18 protein-coding genes and 1 pseudogene are annotated in these 17,354 nt (G+C 70.1%); 13 read left to right on the plus strand and 6 right to left on the minus strand.

Going from position 1 to position 17,354, the window contains the following annotated elements:
* Positions 1-4: 4 nt before the first annotated feature.
* On the plus strand, positions 5-772 hold the full coding sequence (locus tag KMS84_RS05300) for an ABC transporter ATP-binding protein (protein ID WP_256914856.1): 768 nt from the start codon (positions 5-7) through the stop codon (positions 770-772).
* On the plus strand, positions 772-3,171 hold the full coding sequence (locus KMS84_RS05305; protein WP_256914857.1) for an ABC transporter permease: 2,400 nt from the start codon (positions 772-774) through the stop codon (positions 3,169-3,171). Before KMS84_RS05300 ends, KMS84_RS05305 begins: the two co-directional genes overlap by 1 nt.
* Positions 3,172-3,229: 58 nt before the next feature.
* On the opposite strand, the pseudogene KMS84_RS05310 reads toward KMS84_RS05305, so the two are convergent.
* Both KMS84_RS05310 and KMS84_RS05315 read right to left on the minus strand, forming a co-directional pair.
* Positions 3,230-3,763: pseudogene (locus KMS84_RS05310) on the minus strand (DDE-type integrase/transposase/recombinase); the annotation flags it as partial.
* Positions 3,764-3,988: 225 nt separating this feature from the next.
* A complete protein-coding gene (locus KMS84_RS05315; RefSeq protein WP_256914858.1) occupies positions 3,989-4,264 on the minus strand; it encodes a hypothetical protein in 276 nt (91 codons plus the stop codon).
* A 329-nt stretch (positions 4,265-4,593) separates the two neighbouring features.
* Between KMS84_RS05315 and KMS84_RS05320 the strand changes: the two genes are divergently transcribed.
* The 4 genes from KMS84_RS05320 to KMS84_RS05335 all read left to right on the plus strand — a co-directional run bounded on the left by KMS84_RS05320 (position 4,594) and on the right by KMS84_RS05335 (position 8,196).
* The gene (locus KMS84_RS05320; RefSeq protein ID WP_256914860.1) at positions 4,594-4,899 is read left to right on the plus strand and encodes a transposase; all 306 of its coding nucleotides are present in this window, start codon (positions 4,594-4,596) and stop codon (positions 4,897-4,899) included.
* Positions 4,900-5,179: 280 nt separating this feature from the next.
* Positions 5,180-6,616, plus strand: coding sequence for a carboxylesterase family protein (locus KMS84_RS05325; protein ID WP_256914861.1), 1,437 nt, complete (start codon positions 5,180-5,182; stop codon positions 6,614-6,616).
* A gap of 44 nt (positions 6,617-6,660) precedes the next feature.
* Entirely contained in the window at positions 6,661-7,683 is a 1,023-nt protein-coding gene (locus tag KMS84_RS05330) for an alcohol dehydrogenase catalytic domain-containing protein (RefSeq protein WP_256914862.1), read from the plus strand.
* Positions 7,684-7,737: 54 nt separating this feature from the next.
* Positions 7,738-8,196 carry a Cif family virulence factor gene (locus KMS84_RS05335; protein ID WP_256914863.1) on the plus strand — a complete coding sequence of 153 codons (459 nt, stop codon included), beginning with the start codon at positions 7,738-7,740 and terminating at the stop codon, positions 8,194-8,196.
* Between the two features lie 201 nt (positions 8,197-8,397).
* Here KMS84_RS05335 and KMS84_RS05340 read toward each other — a convergent pair whose 3' ends face one another.
* A complete protein-coding gene (locus KMS84_RS05340) occupies positions 8,398-9,345 on the minus strand; it encodes a helix-turn-helix domain-containing protein (RefSeq protein ID WP_438818901.1) in 948 nt (315 codons plus the stop codon).
* Positions 9,346-9,477: 132 nt separating this feature from the next.
* On the opposite strand from KMS84_RS05340, the gene KMS84_RS05345 reads away from it, so the two are divergent.
* Both KMS84_RS05345 and KMS84_RS05350 read left to right on the plus strand, forming a co-directional pair.
* Positions 9,478-9,873, plus strand: coding sequence for an MmcQ/YjbR family DNA-binding protein (locus KMS84_RS05345; RefSeq protein WP_256914865.1), 396 nt, complete (start codon positions 9,478-9,480; stop codon positions 9,871-9,873).
* On the plus strand, positions 9,870-10,238 hold the full coding sequence (locus KMS84_RS05350) for an MmcQ/YjbR family DNA-binding protein (protein WP_256914866.1): 369 nt from the start codon (positions 9,870-9,872) through the stop codon (positions 10,236-10,238). Before KMS84_RS05345 ends, KMS84_RS05350 begins: the two co-directional genes overlap by 4 nt.
* Before the next feature lie 269 nt (positions 10,239-10,507).
* Here the strand turns inward: KMS84_RS05350 and KMS84_RS05355 are convergent, their stop codons facing one another.
* Entirely contained in the window at positions 10,508-10,876 is a 369-nt protein-coding gene (locus tag KMS84_RS05355) for a hypothetical protein (protein ID WP_256914867.1), read from the minus strand.
* A gap of 396 nt (positions 10,877-11,272) precedes the next feature.
* Between KMS84_RS05355 and KMS84_RS05360 the strand changes: the two genes are divergently transcribed.
* The 4 genes from KMS84_RS05360 to KMS84_RS05375 are packed head-to-tail and all read left to right on the plus strand — an operon-like array spanning position 11,273 to position 15,023.
* Positions 11,273-12,211: an ABC transporter ATP-binding protein gene (locus KMS84_RS05360; protein ID WP_256914868.1), complete on the plus strand. Its 939-nt coding sequence runs from the start codon at positions 11,273-11,275 to the stop codon at positions 12,209-12,211.
* Complete coding sequence (locus KMS84_RS05365) at positions 12,208-13,047, plus strand: ABC transporter permease (RefSeq protein WP_256914869.1); 840 nt, start codon at positions 12,208-12,210, stop codon at positions 13,045-13,047. Before KMS84_RS05360 ends, KMS84_RS05365 begins: the two co-directional genes overlap by 4 nt.
* Positions 13,048-13,074: 27 nt before the next feature.
* A complete protein-coding gene (locus KMS84_RS05370) occupies positions 13,075-14,358 on the plus strand; it encodes a sensor histidine kinase (protein WP_256914870.1) in 1,284 nt (427 codons plus the stop codon).
* Positions 14,355-15,023 (plus strand): response regulator, encoded by a 669-nt coding sequence (locus tag KMS84_RS05375; RefSeq protein ID WP_256914871.1) that lies wholly within the window; start codon positions 14,355-14,357, stop codon positions 15,021-15,023. The genes KMS84_RS05370 and KMS84_RS05375 overlap by 4 nt, the downstream gene beginning before the upstream one ends.
* A 271-nt stretch (positions 15,024-15,294) precedes the next feature.
* Here KMS84_RS05375 and KMS84_RS41080 read toward each other — a convergent pair whose 3' ends face one another.
* The gene (locus KMS84_RS41080) at positions 15,295-15,783 is read right to left on the minus strand and encodes a response regulator (protein ID WP_306425435.1); all 489 of its coding nucleotides are present in this window, start codon (positions 15,781-15,783) and stop codon (positions 15,295-15,297) included.
* 183 nt (positions 15,784-15,966) lie between these two features.
* The gene (locus KMS84_RS05390; protein WP_256914872.1) at positions 15,967-16,485 is read right to left on the minus strand and encodes a TetR/AcrR family transcriptional regulator; all 519 of its coding nucleotides are present in this window, start codon (positions 16,483-16,485) and stop codon (positions 15,967-15,969) included.
* 202 nt (positions 16,486-16,687) lie between these two features.
* On the opposite strand from KMS84_RS05390, the gene KMS84_RS05395 reads away from it, so the two are divergent.
* The gene (locus KMS84_RS05395; RefSeq protein WP_256914873.1) at positions 16,688-17,047 is read left to right on the plus strand and encodes a nuclear transport factor 2 family protein; all 360 of its coding nucleotides are present in this window, start codon (positions 16,688-16,690) and stop codon (positions 17,045-17,047) included.
* Positions 17,048-17,354 lie beyond the last annotated feature (307 nt).

Raw genomic sequence — 17,354 nt, forward strand, 5'->3', positions numbered from 1 at the left:
ACGCATGACGACAACGAGGCAAACCCCGGTACAGGACACGGTCGAACTCCACGGTGTACGCAAGGTCCACGGCGCCGGCGGTCGTCAGGTGACCGCGCTGGACGGGGTCACCATCGGCTTCCCGCGCGGCACCTTCACCGCCATCATGGGCCCCTCCGGTTCCGGGAAGTCGACCCTGCTGCAGTGCGCGGCCGGCCTTGAGCTGCCGACCGACGGCCGGATCGTCCTCGCCGGCGTGGACATCGGGCAGCACAACGAGAAGCAGCGCACCCAGCTCCGCCGTGACCACATCGGATTCGTCTTCCAGGCCTTCAACCTGGTGGAGTCCCTGACGGCGGCGCAGAACGTCGAACTGCCGTCCCGGTTCGCCGGCCGCAAGGTCAGCCGCGAGCAGGTCGCGAACGCGCTCGCCGCGGTCGGTCTCGCCGAGCGCGCCGGGCACCGTCCCAGTGAGCTCTCCGGCGGTCAGCAGCAGCGCGTCGCCCTCGCCCGGGCGCTGGTCACCCGCCCCGACGTCCTCTTCGCGGACGAGCCCACCGGTGCCCTGGACACCACCACCTCACGCGAGGTGCTGCGGATGATGCGGATGCTGGTCGACCAGGAGGGCCAGACCACCCTGATGGTCACCCACGACCCGGTCGCCGCGTCCGTGGCCGACGTCGTCGTCTTCCTCAAGGACGGGCAGATCGCCGACCGCATCTCGCTCGACCGTCACTCCGGCGGCAACAACGCCGCCGCGATCGCCACCCACATGGCCCGGCTGGAGGCGTGATGCTGATCCTCGCGAACGTGCGCGAACGCTGGTCCAGCTTCCTCGGAGCCTTCGTCGCCGTCCTGGTCGGCGCCGCCCTGATCTCGACCACCCTGGTCATCTACGACTCCGCCCGGCCCCGGGTCCAGCCCCGCTACGACGGCACCACCGCCCTGGCCCTGCCCCACAAGGCCGCCGACGCCGATGGCAGCCCCGAGGACCGGATGCCGTGGAGCAAGGCCGAGGCCGAGCCGCTGGTGGCCGGACTCGACAAGGTCCCGGGTGTGGCCGACGCCGTGGTGGACCGCTCCTTCTACGCCCAGGCGATCGAGGGTGGCAAGCCCGTCACCGACGAGGGTGCCCTGGAGTCAGGGCACGGCTGGTCCAGCGCGCGGATGGCGCCCTACAAACTGGTCTCCGGCCGCGCGCCGAGCGCCACGAACGAGGTCGTCGTGGACTGCGCGCTGGGCGTGGCCGCGGGCAGCCGCCTGACCGTCAACCTCACTGAGGGCCGCAAGCAGTTCACCGTGGTCGGTACCGTGGACGGCCCCGGCTACTACTTCAGCGAGGCGTTCGCCGCGCAGCACCAGCCTGGTGTCGGCGCCATCGCGCTGGTCGTCGATAAGGGAGCCGACACCGGCACGATCGTCACCGCCGCGAAGAAGGTCCTCGGCGACAGCGGCGACGTCGTATCCGGCGACGGCCGGTCCGAACTGCAGCCGCAGTACATCGAGCACAAGCGCTTCCTGGGCGTCCAGCTCATCAGCGCCATGGCCATCCTCGGCCTGTTCACCACGGTGTTCGTGGTCGCCTCCATGCTGGTCCTGGCGACCGGGATGCGGCGGCGCGAGATCGGTCTGCTGCGCACCATCGGCGCCGCCCCCCAGCAGGTCAAGCGCATGATCATCGGTGAGGCCGCAGTGGTCGGTCTGCTCGGCTCGATCGCCGGCTGCGTGGCCGGCGTGGTCGCCGCCCCGGTGCTGCGCTCCATTCTCGACAACCTGGACGTGGCGCCGCCGGGCATGGAGGTCACGGTCGCCGCCTGGCCGCTGCTCACGGCCTCCGTGATCGGTGTCGGCGTCAGCGTGATCGGTGCCTGGACCGCCGGCCGCGAGGCCGCCCGGATCGCCCCGATCGAGGCTCTCCTGGACAGCCGCTCCGCCAACCAGGGCATGGGGCGCGGCCGTTGGATCGCCGGCCTGGCCGTCCTCGGGGCCGGTGTGCTCCTGGCCATCGGCACCGCCACCTCCAGCGCCGACAACCGCATCAACATAGCGATCTTCGCCACCATGACGCTGATCGTCGCGGCCGCCCTGCTGACCCCCGCGTTCATCGGACCCGTCGGCCGGTTCCTGACCGCCCCGTTCCAGCGCGGCGGCTCCGCGGGCCCGGTCCTGATCCGGGCCGAGCTCGTCGCCAACCCGCGCCGGGCCGCCTCCCTGGTGGCCCCCGTGATCGCCGCCGTCGGCTTCGCGGTGCTGCTCAGCGGCATGGTGGAGACCATGCGCGTGGCCTACCCGGCCGGCGAGGCGCTGAAGGTCTCGGGACAGACGATCGTCACCCCGTTCGGCACCCCCGGGAACACCGACGAGGTCGTCGCCGCCAACCCGGTGGGCAAGGCGGCCCTGCCGACCCGCGCGTTCGTCCTCAAGGCCGACAAGGGCACCGAGCAGGCCGGGAACGCCACCGTCCTGGACGTCCTGGGCAGCCGGGACCCGCGCTGGAGCAAGCCGGGCGAGGCCGTCCTCGGCGAGCGCACCGCCAAGAAGCTGGGCCTGGCCAAGGGCGAGGAGGTTCCGGTCCGGTTCGCCGACGGCACCGCCGTCACCCTGCGCGTCGGCTCGGTCCTGCCCGACGACCCGGCCCGCGGTGACTTCGTGGTCTCCCGCGACCTGGTCCGCGCCCACGACCCGGCCGCGCTCACCGACGACATCTTCGTCCCCGGCGATGCCAAGGCCTCCGGCGCCGTCCCCGGCACCGCCCTGCACGACGCCGCCGAGTACGCCCTGGCCGACTACCAGACCGACGCCAAGCTCACCGACAGCCTCGCCATGATGCTGATCGCCATCGCCGTCGGCTACAGCGTGATCGCCGTGGCCAACAGCATGGCCATGGCTGCCCACGGCCGACGCCGCGACTTCGGGGTCATGAAGTCCGCCGGCGGCACCGTCGGCCAGCTGCTCCTGGTCTCGGTCGGCGAGACGTCCCTGGTCATCGTCGTCGGCGCCGCCCTCGGCATCCTGGTGACGCTGCCCCCACTGGCAGGCATGGCCTCCGGCCTCTCCCAGGCCACCGGCTCCGACGTGAGCCTGCACCTGAGCACCGGCACCCTCACCACCGCCGTCCTCGGCACCCTCATGGCGGCCGTCCTCGCCGGCCTCGCGATGACCGCGAGGACCCTGAGCAGGCAGGCGGTGTAATAAGCACGGGGCCTTGACCCGGGATCTTGGACACGGGCCATGCGGCTTGGGCCGGGGTAGTTGATGTTGTGTCGAGTGCTGTCTCGTAGGCGATGGAACTGCGTTGTCCGAGGCGGGAGTGTCGGCGTCGGGTGTTACAGCGGTTGAGCCAACGGAACACGTCGAGACGGGCCTCGCGTTAGCTGGATCAGCGCTTTCGGCCCTGAAGCGTCTCGCGTTTGAGCGTCGCCTTGAAGGACTCCGCGGGCGTGCTGTCCGCCGAGCTGCCGACAGCGCTCATCGACTGGCGGACGCCGGCCTGGCGGCAGGCGTCGCCGAAGACCCGGCTGTACTGGGCCCCGCCGGTGTGTATGACCACCCCGGCCAGGCTTCCACGGGTCTGTTCGGCGGCCGCGAGGTCGGTGCGCATGTGGTCCGCGATCGCCCAGCCGGCCAGGCGGCGTGAAGTGAAAACGAGGTCGATGACGGTGGCCAAATACAGGAACTCCCCGCCGTCCAGCGGGAGACAGGTGATGTCGCCGACGTACCTCGCGTTCGGCTCGCTTGCCGTGAAGTCGCGGCCGATGACGTCGGGGGCCTTCCCGCGGCCGGGTCCGCGTGAAGCCTGATGGGCGCCCGGCTCAACTGTGTACGACGTGCTAGCTGTATTGACCACGAGCGTTGTTAACGGGGGCCGTCCCACCAGCGGTCGCAGGCGTCGTCGGGATCGGCGACGTCCAGGCGCGCCAGGACCTCTCAAGGTCCCCCACACACAACTCGGGTGCCGGCAGGGGAGCAGAGGGCGGCCACGTATGACTCCCGGTTCGTGCCGATCCGATCAGGGTGAAATGAAGATGAGTGCGGCGGTCGGCAGGAGAGTACCCAGGATGCTGAGCGACCAGTAGCCGCGAACGTCGAGCGAAGTCCGGCGTGCCAGAGGTCGGTTAGCGGCAGACCAGAGCAGCAGGTACAGAGCGACGATGGGGACGATGATCACCAGCCACAGGGCCATGCCGTCGTTCTCTGTGGGTTCCCGAGGCCCTGCCCAGTTTGCCGCGACGAACCAGAGCAGCCAGATCGGCACCACTGCCGGGACTCCAAGCAGCAGGTTCACGCCCAGGGCTGTATACCAACGTCCGGCCACCTCGACCCCTCCCCGTAATCCTCAGGAGGAAAAATGTACCCACAGGCAGCGGCGATAGCAGACAACTGGCCAGCAACCATCGTCATGTTGCTCCTCGGAGGCGCTGTCATCGCATTCTTTCTGATCAAGGGGAAGAAGAGGTGGAAACACCTCGCACGTCGCGCCTGCCCGCGGCTGGTTCCAGCCGCTTGCCGCTGCGGAGGACCGCAGATGTCCTCGCGCCGGCGGACGAAGTCGGCACGAAGGGCGGCACCTACGCCTGCCGTCACCCGCGCGACGCGGTGAGTACCCGACCTTTGGTGCGGAAGCCCCTCCCCCACCCCCGCGCAGAGGCCGAGCGCCGCCTGCGGGCCGCCCACGACCCCGCCCTCGACGCGGAGTTCGCGGAGATCGTGCGACAGCTACTGGAGGAGGGCTGGACAATCGAGCCGGAGGACCTGGCCCGCATCTCGCCGTACCTGACCGAGCGCGTCAACCGGTTCGGCGAGTACTCCACCCACGAACTCGGCATCCAGCCCGAGGCGTACGAGACGAAGCTGAATGTCGACTTCACCCAGCTCCACGAGCAGGCCCCGACTGCCGCCGACCTTGGTCAAGCCGCCTGAGCCGGCCTCCATACCGTTCGCTGTTGCCGTCGCCGATCAACCTCGGCGGCGGCACCGGCTGCACGCCCCTTTCACCAGCGGCACCCGTGCTGTGGCCGCTCGGATGGGTTCCCTCAGGGTCCGCTGACGGCAGGACCTCGGCCTGCCCGCAGTGGCCTGACCTAGGAGCAAGGACCGAGAAGTGTCACCTATTGACCACCGGCTGACCGCGGTCTGCCGACCGATTCGTCGGATCCCAGGGAACGATGGAGAACACCGAACCGCGCCGGAAGGACATGTCATGACCGCCACCGCACCCAAGGCCCCGACTGCACCAGGGGTGCGGTCCTGGTGGGGGATTCCCTACGCCACCGCCGAGCGGTACTGCCGCCCCGTGGTCGCGGACTTCGATCCGGACCTCCCTTACGACCGCAAGGGCGTCGTCTCCGTGCAGCCCGACAGCGGCGACTGGCTGGAGGCGGACAGCGGGATGGGCGAGGACTGCCTGAACCTGAACGTGTGGGCCCCCGAGCAGCCGGCCTCGAAGGCGCTTCCTGTGACCGTGTACATCCACGGCGGCGGATTCGAGTACGGCGCGAACACACAGATCACCTCGAACGCCGCCGGTCTCGCCGCGACGGGGCGCGTGGTGGGCGTGTCCATCAACTACCGGCTCGGCGCACTGGGCCCGCTCTCGCTCTCGCACTACGGCGGGAAGCTCGCCGAGGCCAGCAACCTCTTCCTCCAGGACATCATCGCCGCGCTCACCTGGATCCAGCGGAACATCGCCCACTTCGGCGGCGACCCCGACAACGTCACCGTCTACGGTCACAGCGGCGGCGCCTATTCCACCTTCGGGCTGCTCGGGGCTTCCTCCGCCGACGGCCTGTACCGGCGCCTGGCCGGGTTCTCCGGCGGGCCGGCCCGCTCCGTCCCGGCCTGGTGGGCCGAGGAAATCGCGCACCTGTTCGTCACTGAACTCGGCGTCGCGGACAACCCGGAGAAGCTGCTGGACCTCGACCCGCTCTCCCTGCGGGACGCCCTGCGCCAGGTCGCCCCGACGGACCTCGGAGTCCGCGGCGGGGTGGACAACAAGGCCACCGGCGTCGTCCTGGACATCGGGCAGCCCGGTGCGGTGGTGCACGCCCACCCCATGGACGTCCTCGCCTCGGGCGCGCACCGCGACGTCGACATCCTGCTGAGCATGGCCAGCGACGACATGGGCTGGTGGGTGGCGAACGACCTCGACCGCTTCGACCCGGGCACCGTCGACCGCGTCGTCGACGAGGTCGCGGGGTGGCGCATCTCCCGCTCCCGCGCACAGAAGATCGTCGACGCCTACGACCAGGGCGGCCGTACCCCGGCCGAGGTCCGCGCCGCGGTCATGGCGGACTACCTCTTCGCGATCCCCGCCGCCCGCGGCGCCCTGGCCCACGCCGCCGCCGGCGGCAACGCCCACCTTCTGATGATCGGCCCCGCCGAGGGCGCGCCCGCCGTGCACGGCACCGAGATGTACGCCCTGGTCGGCCAGGAACAGCCGGGCCGCAGCGCGGAGCAGGCCGAGCGTGACACCCGTATCCGCGACATCGTCCTCGACTTCGCCACCGGCGAGCACTCCCGCCTGTGGCCCGCCGTCACGGACCAGCCGACCTCAGAAACCGTCGGCGGCTCTCCCTTCGAGGGCACCGCCCACTACCAGCAGGTCCTCGACCTCTGGGAAGGCATCGACCGCCCCTGACGACCGACGGGCGATACGGAACAACACGGAGCGAGGTACTCGACATGAGCCGACCAACAGCAGTCGGCGGCGCCGCACCGGCGACGATGCGGGCCGTCGTCGTCACCCGGCCCGGCGGCCCGGACGCACTTCAGATCAAGGATGTTCCGGTGCCCGTCCGCAAGCCCGGCTGGGTGCGGATCCAGGTGAAGGCCTTCGGCGTCAACGAGTCCGAAGTCACCACCCGCAAAGGCGAGTCGGACGCGGAGGTGACCTACCCGCGCATCCCCGGCATCGAAGGCGTCGGCCTGGTCGACGAGGCCGACGAGGACAGCGGACTGCGGCCCGGGCAGCAGGTCGCGACGATGATGGGCGGCATGGGCCGGTCCTTCGACGGCGCCTACGCCCAGTACGTGACCGTCCCCGCCGGGCAGGTCATCCCCTTCGGCACCGATCTGCCGTGGGAGGTAATCGGCGCGCTGCCGGAGATGTTCCAAACCGCCTACGGATCACTGACCCGCGGCCTGGACCTGAAGGCCGGGCAGACGCTGCTGATCCGCGGCGGCACCTCCACGGTCGGGCTCAGCGCGGCGACGATGGCCAAGGACATCGGTGCCACCGTCATCTCCACCACCCGGCACGCCGGGCGGGCCGGCGAACTGCGGACGATGGGCGTCGCCCACCCAGTGGTGGACGACGGGAAGATCGCCGAGAAGATCCGGGACCTCGCGCCGCAGGGCGTGGACGCGGCGCTGGAGCTGGTGGGCTGCACGGCCCTACCCGACACGCTGGGATGCGTGCGGGTACACGGCACCGCCTGCTTCACCGGCGCCCTCGCCGGCGGGTGGGCCATCCCCGACTTCACCCCGTTCATGATCCCCAGCGGGGTGCGGCTGACCAGCTACGCGGGCGAGGCCGCCGACCTGCCCGCCGCGGTGTTCCAGCAGCAGCTCCAGGGCATCGCCGAGGGCCGGCTCAAGGTCCCGGTCGCGAAGACCTACCGAGGCCTGGAGCAGGTGCGCGATGCCCAGACCGATGTCGAGTCCAGCACCACGCCAGGCAAGCACGTCGTGCTCCTCGACGACTGACGATACCCACCACTCCATGTCCGCACCGGCCGCGGCATGCACGAAGGGAAGATCATGCCTACCGTTCCTGTCGACGAAGCGAACTGCACGGACGAGCAGAAGCAGCTCGCCGAGCACCTCATCGGGCTGGAGAAGAGCGCCCTGGACAAATGGTTCAACGGCGACGTCTCCGGATACCGCGAACTGTGGTCGCGCAGGAGCTTCACCTACTTCGACGGCGCCCATCTGGAACGCGTCGAGGACCACGACACCATCGACGCCTTCCTGGACGGAGTGGACGGAAAGCTCCATGCCGAGGAGTACGACTTCCGTAGCCCGCGCGTGCAGTTCGGTGACGACATGGCCCTACTGACCTACCAGCTGTACGCGAACACCAACCTCATCGACATGAAGTACAACTGCATCGAGCTGTACCAGAAGGAAGAGGGGTCCCAGTGGCGCGTCATCCACTCCACCTGGTCGTTCATTCGCCCGATGGACATGGACTTCGGTTCCGCGGAGAAGATCGTCTGAGAACCGTCAGTACGCCCTCCTCCGAGGGCATCGATCGACCTGCGGATGGCTCCTGAGGGCGAACCCAGGAAGGTCTCTTTGGCGAGGAAAGCGCGCAGATGCGGCACGTGGAGGCAGCCGACGAGGTCGTCATGATCGCGCTCACACCTCCGGCCCGGACGGCCGGATGAGGACGGGGCCGCGGAGCCCGGAGCAGCCCGCTCACGGAGGGCTCGTAGCCCCTGCGGCCTCGCTCGCCGCGAACGCGGCCGGAGTAAGACCGGTGCGGTCGCGGAAGAAGCGGCCGAAGTTCGCGGGATCGGAGAAACCGAGCTGGGCGGCCACGGCCCGGGCGTCCCACCGGCCGTCGCCCAGCAGGCGCCGGGCTTCGAGCAGGCGACGCTCGTCGATGAGCTCCCGCACCCCCTTGCCGGTGGCGTCCCGGGTGGCGCGGCTGAGGGTACGGACCGAACAGCCCAACAGGCGCGCGTAGTCCGCGGCCTGGTGCAGCTCGCGGAAGTGCAGCTCCAAGGCGTCCAGGAAGCGCCCGTACCTGTCACGGCGGCCCGCGTCGGCCGTGGCCCTGGCGATTGTGGCGGCTCCCGGGGCGCCCGCGAGGCGCAGCAGCAGGGATTCGAGCAGGCTGCGGCGCAGGGCGTGGTGGACGTCCAGGGGGCGGCGGCCGAGGGCGCGGTGTTCGTCCAGGAGCTGGAGGGCTGTCTGGTGGAGCCAGGTGGCGTCGTCGGGGTGTGGGGTGAGCACGGCGGGCGCGTCGTGCGCGGTGAGGGGGGCCAGGAGGCGAGCGATGTCGGGCCGCAGGACGTCGGGTTCGAAGAGGATGAACGGGCCGCGGGCGGCACCAGGGGGATGCCAGCACTGCGCGTGTCCGGGTCGTACCCACAGCCACTGACCGGGTCCGATGGTGCGGGTGAGGTGGTCGACATCGTGCCGCAGTTCGCCCTCGGTGACCGCGATGAGGTAGTGGAAGGTGGCGCGGCCCGGCCGGGGCGGATTCCACGGCCAGTCATCGTGATGGGCGAAGAAGTCCTCCACGGTGCTCACCTCCAGCCCGTAGGGGGTGCCGACGGGGGGCTGGAAGCCGAACAGCGGAATCTCGGCCGCTGCGGCCCGCCCGCCGCCTGAGCTGGGGTGTCGCTTGTCGACCATCACATGTCCGCAGCCTACCCGCCTTTTCGTCGGCTCCGAAGGAAGGATGGGACGTGCCGTCCCGATCGCGACGTGCCCACGCATCCTTCGATGCCGCAGCCCACCACCACCTCACGGAAAGACGACACCTCTCCCATGAACGAATCGACCCTCCACAAGACGGCCGCCGACTACGCGCAGGGACTCCCCGGAGCCCAGCTGGAGCACCCCTTCGGCGACGACTGGGACGTCTTCAAGGTGCGCGGCAAGGTATTCATGCTGATGACCGAGGTCCCCGGCCGCCCAGTCGTGATCCTCAAGGCGGACCCCGGCGAGGCCCTCGCCCTGCGGGAACACAACAGCCACATCAGCCCGGGCTACCACATGAACAAAAAGCACTGGATCACGCTGGAGGGCGGGGACGGCGTCGACGACTCGCTCATCAGGGAGCTCGTCACCGACTCCTACCGGCTCGTCGTCGCCGGCCTGCCCAAGGCCGAGCGGCCCGTCGACCCGCACACCTACGGCGGCACAACTCGGGCAGCCCGGTGAACACCGCCGGAGAGCGGGTCCAGGACACCGCCCGCCAGACGGCCCTCGCGCTGCCCGGAACGGATCACGGTTACCCGTTCACGGAGCACCTGGACGTCTACAAGGTCGCGGGCAAGGTGTTCCTGATCGTCACCGACGACCCGGACGAGCAGATCATCACGGTCAAGTGCGAACCTGAACACGCGAGCGCGCACGTTCGCCGCTACGCCTCGATCACGCCCGGCCGCTATCTCGACAAACGGCACTGGATCTCACTGGGACCGGGCCCCGGCATCACCAAGCGACTGGTCACCGACGCAGTCGAGGACTCCTACGACCTGGTCGTCGATCGGCTGCCGAAGCGCGCCCGCCCTGGCGCCCGTTGAGCGTCGCGAGCCCCTGACCCCACGCTCACCAGCAACCGTGCAACGCCCGCCGCATCCTCACACGTGCGCCTCCGCCCCGAGAGACCGATGGAGGCACCCCTGCCGCTCTTCGACGAGGAGCCCGCCCGCCCCCTGGCCGACCGCCTTCGCCCCACCCGGCTCGAAGACGTCGTCGGACAGCACCACCTCCTGGCCCCCTTCTGGCCGACGTGCGGGCGGTGCACAGCGGACGCTCGCGCGCCTGGGCCCTGTGGGGCGGATCCCTCGGCTTAGTCCTGCTGCACGCCGCTGTGCTGACGCTGCTGCTCCGCCGCTCCGTCCTGTGATCCGGGTCGTCCGCAGAAAGGGATCCGGGGCATGATCCGGGCCCCGCCATTCGGATCAGCCCGCGGGTGGCGGCGCGCGCCGCGCCAGTGGACACCCTTCACTGCGTAGACAGTGGCCAGGAGCAGGAAGCCTGCGAGGCCGAGCCAGATCCAGGATTCCCCCGCCAGGAATCTCAGCAGTATGCCGCCGAGGAGCAGCAGGGAACCAACGGTCTCCAGCAGGTCAAGACACGCCTCGAAACGCAGCGCGGAGTTGGCTTCCCGCAGTCGGTGGATCACCGGGAAGAGCACGATGACCTGCCAGAAGAACACAACGGAGAAAGATCCAGTGGAACCCTCCGGGTATGCCCACGGCGCGCACTCCGTCGGGTGCCGGGAACCTTCGGGGGAAGATCCAAAAGGGCTAACGCCGCGTCGGACACCTGGGGCCTGGCCAGGAGCCCGGAACGGGCCCATTGCACGGCGAATGGCGAGCGGCGGGCGCCGAGGGTGCGGCGGTGCCCGTCGCGGCGGCCGGACGTGCGCTGCGACCACGTCGGAGCCGACGAGCACGGTAAGCGCCGCAGGTGGGTGCGTAGTACCGCGGTACTACGCACCCACCGCAGTTCAGCCCTCTGGTACCACCGGATTGGGGTGATTTGGCACTTAGCGTTGCGGGTGTGGCGTCGGAGGTGTGGACGCCGCCCCCCCCCGACAGGGAGAACGCGAATGATCGACGCACGGCGGTTGACCAAGAGGTACGGCGAGAAGACGGCCGTCGACGGGCTGGACTTCATCGTGAAGCCCGGCACGGTGACCGGCTTCCTCGGACCCAACGGCGCGGGCAAGTCCACGACCATGCGCATGATCGTCGGCCTCGACGCCCCGACCAGCGGCTCCGTCACCGTGAACGGCCGCCCCTACGCCCGCCACCGGGCCCCGCTCCAGGAGGTCGGCGCCCTCCTGGAGGCGAAGTCCATCCACCCGGGCCGCTCCGCCTACCAGCACCTGCGGGCCCTCGCCCTGACCCACGGCATCCCCGGCAACCGGGTCGACGACGTCATCGATGTCGCCGGCCTCGGCAGCGTGGCCAGGAAGCGGGCCGGAGGCTTCTCCCTCGGCATGGGCCAGCGCCTGGGCATCGCGGCGGCCCTGCTGGGCGACCCGCAGACGGTGATGCTGGACGAGCCGGTCAACGGACTGGACCCGGAGGGCGTGCTCTGGATCCGCAACCTGCTCAAGGGGCTCGCCGACGAGGGGCGGACGGTGTTCGTGTCGTCGCACCTGATGAGCGAGATGGCGCTGGTCGCGGACCACCTGATCGTCGTGGGACGCGGGCGGCTGCTGGCCGACACGACCGTGGCGGACCTGATCCGCGAGGCGGGCGGCGACACGGTGCGGGTGGCGACCGGGGAGCCGGCGCGGCTGCGGGACGTGCTGGCCGGGCCGGGCGTCGACGTCACCGGCCGGATCGGCTCCGAGGAGCTCCAGGTGAGCGGGCTGACCGCCCGCGAGATCGGACTCAGGGCCGCCGAACACGGCATCGCGCTGTTCGAGCTGAGTGCCAGGACCGTGTCGCTGGAAGAGGCGTTCATGGACCTGACCAGGGACGCCGTGGAGTACCACGGCACCACGACCGGCATCGAGACCCTCGGGAGGCCCGCATGAGCACCCTCACCGCGACGGCGGAGGAACCCAGGACTGCACCCTCCCGTCCCGCCTACCGGGTGACCGGCCGGCGCGTGCTGGCCTCCGAGTGGGCCAAGCTGTGGTCCCTGCGCTCGACCTGGATCACCTTGGGCCTCGGCCTGCTGTTCCTGGTGGCTTTCGGGCTGATCGCCGCGAGCCGCTACAAGTCCGAGATCGGCTCCAGCCACATGGACCCGGACTTCGCTGCCTCAACGGCCGTCAGCCTGTCCCTCTTCGGCACGAACTTCGCCCAACTGGCCCTCGGCGTGCTCGGCGTGCTGGTCACGGCGGGCGAGTACTCGACCGGCATGATCCGCTCGACGCTGGCGGCCGTTCCGCGCCGTCTGCCGGTGTTGTGGTCCAAGGCGGCCGCGTTCGGTCTGGTCGCGCTGGCCGTGGGGACGGTCGGCGCGTTCGTCGCCTTCCTCGTCGGCAGCGGCATCGTCTCCGGCACGCCCGCGGCCATGGGCCTCTCGCACGCCGGCGTCCTGCGGAGCCTGCTGGGCGCCGGGCTCTACCTGGGCCTGGTCGGAGTGATCGGCGCTGCGCTGGGCGCGCTGCTGCGGTCGGTGGCCGGTGGAATCTCGGTCCTGGTCGCGACCCTGATGCTGATCCCCGGACTGATCTCCCTGCTGCCCAGCTCCTGGCAGGACGACATCAGCCCCTACCTGCCGTCCGACGCGGGCCAGGCGATGTTCGCCCTGACCCACGACTCCACGACCCTTTCGCCGGGCGCCGGACTGCTGGTCTTCGTGTGCTGGACGGCGCTGGCGCTGGGCGGCGCGGCGTACCGGCTCGTACGCAGTGACGTCTGACGCCCGCACCATGGACAGGTGACGTCCATGACCACCGATGACATCAGCGGGATGGGACCGCTGGTCGCCCGACTGTCCCGGGGCGGCCAGCGGCTGCGGCATGCCGACCGGACACATCCCTGGGTGCTGGACACCGCGGTCGTCGTCCTGGTCTTCCTGATGTTCTGCCTGCCCGACCTGATCCACGGCGGTGCCGACGACGGCGACGGGCCGCCCCGGTTCCGGCTCGCCTTCACCCAGCTGCCCGTGGGGGGAATCCTGGCCCTACAGGCCGGCCTGGTACTGCCGCTGTTGTGGCGGCGACGCAGACCTGCGGCTGCCTTCGCCGCCATCACGGCGGTGTTCGTCCTCCAGTGGTCCTTGGGCGCGCCGCTGCGCGCGGACATCGCCCTCTTCGTCGCCCTGTACAGCCTCGCTCTGCACGGGCGGCTGCGGCAGCTGCCGTGGGCCTGCGCGGCCATGGCGGGCGCGATGGTGCTGGTCGCCGTCCGCGTCTCCCCGGCCGTGTCCGTGTGGGACGCGCTGTTCTTCCTGCTGAGCACGGCGACCGCGGCCCTCGCGCTCGGGATGGTGGTGCGGATCCGCCGGGCCCAGCTCGCCGGACTGCGGGAGCGGGCGGCGCGGCTGGAGATAGAGCGCGACCAGCGCAGCAGGCTGGCCACGGCCACCGAGCGCACCCGGGTCGCCCGGGAGATGCATGACATCGTCGGCCACAACCTGTCCGTGATCATCACGCTCGCCGACGCCGGCGCCTACGCCACGGACATCGCCCCCGAACGGGGCAAGGAAGCCCTGCAGCTCATCGGCGACACCGGCCGGCAGGCCCTGGGCGAGCTGCGGCGCGTGCTCGGCGTGCTGCGCGAGGCCGGGGACGGCCCACCGGGCGCGCTGGAGCTCAGCCCGCAGCCCGGCACCGCGGACATCGAGGGGTTGTGCGCCAAGGTGCGCGCCGCGGGACTGGAGGTCCTCTACCGGACCTCCGGCGACGTCGAGGCACTGGACGGCGGCGTGCAGCTGACGGTGTACCGCATAGTCCAGGAAGCTCTCACCAACACCCTCAAGCACGCTGCCCCCGGCACACGGGTATACCTGGCGATCCTCGTCGAGGACAGCCGATTGACCATCCAGGTCCAGGACACCGGCCCGGCCGCGCGGCCGGGACCGCCGAACGAGGAAGGACACGGGCTGGTGGGCATGCGGGAGAGAGCGGCTCTGTACGGCGGAACCGTCAGCGCAGGGCTGACGGACGGCGACGGATGGAGCGTCGAGGCCATCCTCGACCTCACGCCGGGAAGCGGCGGTGACCGATGACCACCGTGCTCATCGTGGACGACCAGCCGCTGCAACGTTACGGCTTCCACCTACTTCTGGACTCCGTCGCCGAGACCGACGTCGTGGGCGAGGCCGCGCACGGCGCCGAGGCCGTCCGCAAGGCCGCCGAACTGCGCCCGGACGTCGTCCTGATGGACGTTCGCATGCCCGGCATGGACGGCATCGAGGCCACCCGCCGCATCGCCGCCGCCGGTGCGCGTTCCCGCGTCCTGGTGCTCACCACCTTCGACCTCGACGAGTACGTTCACGCCGCCCTCCGTGCCGGTGCCAGCGGCTTCCTCCTCAAGGACGCGCGTCCCGATGAACTCCTCGCGGGGATCCGCGCCGTCGCCGTCGGCGACGCCGTCATCGCGCCCGCCCTCACGCGCCGCCTCCTGGACGAGTACACCCAGTACGTCCCCGCCCACCGGGGCGACTCCACTGAGGATCCGAGGCTCGCCTCCCTCACCGACCGCGAACGGGAGATCCTCGTCGCCGTCGGCAAGGGCTGGACGAACGGGGAGATCGCCGCCCGGTTCGCGCTGTCCGAGTCCACGGTCAAGACGCATGTCGGCCGTGTCCTGGCCAAGATCGGAGCCCGCGACCGCATCCAGGCCGTGATCTTCGCCTACGACCACGGCCTCGCCCGGCCGACCGCGGACTGAACCGACGAGCCATGGCCGGGAGCCCGGGCAACCCGTCTGCCCCCGCCACCCCACCAGGCATGCGTCACTGCGCCGTGTCAGCTGCGTCTGTCAGAGTCCCAAGCGGTAGCCGTGCCCCCACAAAGGGATGCAGCTCGATGTGCTGGTCGTGGAGCGTGCAGCGGCGTGCCACAACGTCGATGACGTGGTCGGCCAGCCGGACGGGTTCCCTGAGCCGGTGCGGCGACGACCTGGCGGCGCAGATGGGCGCGGTGCCGGGCGAACAGCACGGTCAGGCTGAAGGGCTTGACGAGATAATCGTCGGCCCCCCGCGGCCGGCGATGACGTCGATGTCGTCCGTGCGGGCCGTCAGGATGACGATCAGCAGGTCCGGGTGCCGGGCGCGCGCGACGTCCAGACCGTCTATGCCGGGCAGTCCCAGGTCAAGCAGCAGCACGTCGTAGGGGGCGCGCGGCCTCGGCCGGAGCGGCGAAACCGTCCGGCTCCAGGTCGGCGTGTACCCGTTGCCGCGCAGGCCGGTCTCCAGGTGGCGGCCGATGGTGTCGTCGTCGGCCCGGTGTCGACCCAGTCGGTGTACGTCACTCTGCCCAACCCGGTCGCGACCCGTGATCCACCCCGCCCTCCCCTGCACGCTGACGACCGCCGCGGGCGAGTTCCGACTGCGGCCCGTCCGGTCGGCAGACCTGCCGCTGATCACCGAGTGGATGAACGCCCCGGCGATCGCGGCGTACTGGTCGCTCGACGGGCCGGCCGAGCGCACCGAGCGGCACGTCACCGCCCAGGTGTACCGCGCCGAACTCGACCCGCTCGCCCGCCACATCCCGTCACCGCGCCAGCCCGATGAAGCCAATGCGGAATCACGGTGGAACCCGTTACACCCCCCACTACCGCTGCTGGGCCTGAGTACAGACTGCTCACATTCCGAGCGCCAGGGGCACTGCGTTTACCCCGGTGGTCCTGCCAATGCCTTGATGGCGGGGCGGAGCAACGCGGCGATGTGATCCGCAGAGGCCTCACGAAGCGAGGCCAGACCGAGGAGCTGGTGGCCGATGGTCACGCCCAGCAATGCGGTGACAAGCAGTGCGGCACGCAGTTCGGGATCCTCGGCGGCGGGCAGGGTGGCTCCGACGCTGTCGATCTGGCGGCCGAGAGCGGCACGGACGTGATCGGCTGCTGCCTGGTCGGTGAGCATCGACCGCATCACCGCCAGCGTGCCCTCGGGAAGACCGCCAAGCTTGAGGCCGAGGGAGGCCAGCAACTGATCGACGAGCTCGTCGGTGTCAGTGGCCGTCAGCGGGACGGGCAACGCCTGCACGGCTTGGCTGAACAGCTCCCGTTTCGAGCCGAAGTACTGCATCACCAGAGCCGGATCGACGCTCGCCGCAGCCGCCACGGCGCGGATGGTGGTGCGCTCGAATCCCTTCTCGGCGAACAGCTCCCGGGCGCTGTCGAGGATGCGCATCTCGGTCGTTCGGCGTCGGTCGGCACGGGACTGGCGAGAAGTAGACACCGATTCACTCTACAGCCGTTGACCGAACGTTGGACCGAACCTACGGTTACTGAGTCAACAAACGTTGAGCGAATGGAACAACCCTGTGCCACCTCTGGATACACCTGCTGCTGCTCGCACCCCTCACGAGGTGCTGACCTGCTACTACGAAGCCATGCTCGACAAGTCCCCGGACGATCTCGCCGATCTCTACACCATCGACGCGGTGCACGAGTTCCCGTTCTCCTCACCAGGGTTCCCTCCGACCTTCGAGGGGCGTGAGGCCGTACGTGCCGGCTACAGGGCAGCCTGGGGCGCCAGCCCTGTGCAGGTGGAGGAGGTCAGGAGGGTCGCGGCCTACGAGACCGCCGATCCCGAAGTGATCGTCGCCGAGCATGTCGTGGTGGGAACGCTGCCGCCCAAGGCCACCACGTTCACCGTCCCCGGCCTTCTGATACTCCACGTCCGCAACGGACTGATCACGCGAGTCCGCGACTACATGGACGGCTTGGGCGTCGCAAGCGCCAGAAAGTGAAGGCCCAACCAGCACGGCGACGGCCTCGCCTGAGACGAGACGGCATGTCCCGCCCCAACCGATCTGGTCCGTGGACAGTGCTGTGACCTGTGGCGACCAGATCATGTGAGACGCGAGGGTGCCGGGGATCTCAGGTGATCTGGTCCCGGGAGTCGGGATGGCGGGTGCTGTCCCAGGTGATCTGGTCCGGTTCCGCCGTCGGGTTCGAGCCTGTGCGCGCTGACGATCCATGCCCAGGGGCGATGGTGGTTGTCACATTCGCAGGCCCGCTGGTGTCTTCATGCCAAACAGGCAGACGTCCAAGGAG

The organism is Streptomyces hilarionis (genome assembly GCF_024539675.1).
In the GTDB taxonomy this organism is placed as follows: Bacteria; Actinomycetota; Actinomycetes; order Streptomycetales; family Streptomycetaceae; genus Streptomyces; species Streptomyces hilarionis.

Excerpts from the sequence above, each read along its gene's own strand:
- KMS84_RS05345 (WP_256914865.1), top strand. The coding sequence starts at position 9,478 with ATGAACGAATCGACCCTCCACAAGACGGCCGCCGACTACGCGCAGGGA.
- KMS84_RS05365 (WP_256914869.1), top strand. The coding sequence starts at position 12,208 with ATGAGCACCCTCACCGCGACGGCGGAGGAACCCAGGACTGCACCCTCC.
- KMS84_RS05330 (WP_256914862.1), top strand. The coding sequence starts at position 6,661 with ATGAGCCGACCAACAGCAGTCGGCGGCGCCGCACCGGCGACGATGCGG.
- KMS84_RS05375 (WP_256914871.1), top strand. The coding sequence starts at position 14,355 with ATGACCACCGTGCTCATCGTGGACGACCAGCCGCTGCAACGTTACGGC.
- KMS84_RS05305 (WP_256914857.1), top strand. The coding sequence starts at position 772 with ATGCTGATCCTCGCGAACGTGCGCGAACGCTGGTCCAGCTTCCTCGGA.
- KMS84_RS05300 (WP_256914856.1), top strand. The coding sequence starts at position 5 with ATGACGACAACGAGGCAAACCCCGGTACAGGACACGGTCGAACTCCAC.
- KMS84_RS05335 (WP_256914863.1), top strand. The coding sequence starts at position 7,738 with ATGCCTACCGTTCCTGTCGACGAAGCGAACTGCACGGACGAGCAGAAG.
- KMS84_RS05360 (WP_256914868.1), top strand. The coding sequence starts at position 11,273 with ATGATCGACGCACGGCGGTTGACCAAGAGGTACGGCGAGAAGACGGCC.
- KMS84_RS05390 (WP_256914872.1), bottom strand. The coding sequence starts at position 16,485 with ATGCGCATCCTCGACAGCGCCCGGGAGCTGTTCGCCGAGAAGGGATTC.
- KMS84_RS05325 (WP_256914861.1), top strand. The coding sequence starts at position 5,180 with ATGACCGCCACCGCACCCAAGGCCCCGACTGCACCAGGGGTGCGGTCC.
- KMS84_RS05370 (WP_256914870.1), top strand. The coding sequence starts at position 13,075 with ATGACCACCGATGACATCAGCGGGATGGGACCGCTGGTCGCCCGACTG.
- KMS84_RS05395 (WP_256914873.1), top strand. The coding sequence starts at position 16,688 with ATGCTCGACAAGTCCCCGGACGATCTCGCCGATCTCTACACCATCGAC.